Origin of the sequence: Blautia sp. 210820-DFI.6.14, assembly GCF_020558815.1 — a bacterium.
Taxonomy (GTDB): Bacteria; Bacillota; Clostridia; order Lachnospirales; family Lachnospiraceae; genus Blautia_A; species Blautia_A obeum.
In genome coordinates, this window is the sequence record NZ_JAJCKS010000080.1 from 1 (window position 1) to 1,086 (window position 1,086).

A 1,086-nucleotide genomic window follows, 5' to 3' on the forward strand; every position below is an offset into this window, starting at 1 on the left:
TGAATCATGCGTAAACCTAAGAAAGAAATTCAGCTTACTTCTTATGATGAATTGCTTGGAATCAATGAAGCCGAACAGAATACTCTTAATCAGATTGTTGAAGTGCCATTAAATGAGTTACATTCTTTTAGAAATCATCCATTTCATGTAAATGATGATGAAAAAATGGCTGAAACAGTAGAAAGTATCAAGAATTATGGCATCTTAAATCCTGCATTGGTACGTCCTCGCGCAGAGGGAGGATATGAACTGATTGCTGGTCACAGGAGAAAACGTGGTTGCGAACTGGCTGGAAAAAGAAAAATGCCAGTACTCATACGGAACTATACCGATGATGAAGCCGTAATCGTTATGGTGGATTCTAATATACAGAGAGAAAATTTGCTTCCAAGCGAAAAGGCATATGCTTATAAGATGAAGATGGATGCAGTAAAACATCAAGGCATAAAAGACGAAAACGCAGTTTCTGTTGACAGTGCAGATCTGGTTGGACAGGCTGCAGGTGACAGTGGAAGAACCGTTCAGCGTTACATACGCTTGACCTGTCTTATTCCGGAATTGCTGAAATTGTTGGATGAAGGAAAGATTAATTTTACAGTAGGTGTTTCATTAACCTATTTATCAGAAACGGAGCAGATTTGGGTGAAAGACTGCATAGTGTCTGGAGCAAGCTCTGTTACAGGTTCAATGGCAACAAAACTGAAGCAATACAGCGGTGAAGGTAAACTGACAGAATTAGCGGTACAGCTTATTCTGAATGAAAAGAAAACAGAGACAGGAAAAGTTACTTTAACTGAAAAGAAAATACGAAAGTATTTCCCAAAGGAATATAACAGAGAACAGATTGAACAGGTTATCTATGAACTGCTTGATAACTGGAAGAAAAGCCAATAACGAGGGAAGGAGGGAAAGCAAAATGGCAAAATCCGAAAGCACAAAAATAGAGTTTGGTTATTTTCACGATTATGAATCGGAACAGTTTGCTTTTTACCGTATTCCCAAAGTATTATTCACAGATGAATATTTCCGTAATCTGTCCAGCGATGCAAAGGTTCTTTATGGGCTGATGCTGGACAGAATGGCTTT

The 1,086-nt window shown here is 38.5% G+C and carries 2 protein-coding genes; both read left to right on the forward strand.

All coding sequences use genetic code 11. The annotated features are described in order from the left end of the window. The first annotated feature begins 6 nt into the window (after window positions 1-6). Entirely contained in the window at window positions 7-894 is an 888-nt protein-coding gene (locus LI112_RS17790) for a ParB/RepB/Spo0J family partition protein (protein ID WP_227191203.1), read from the forward strand. Between the two features lie 22 nt (window positions 895-916). Further along, the coding region (locus LI112_RS17795; RefSeq protein WP_227191204.1) for a replication initiator protein A at window positions 917-1,086 on the forward strand (170 nt) is incomplete at its 3' end.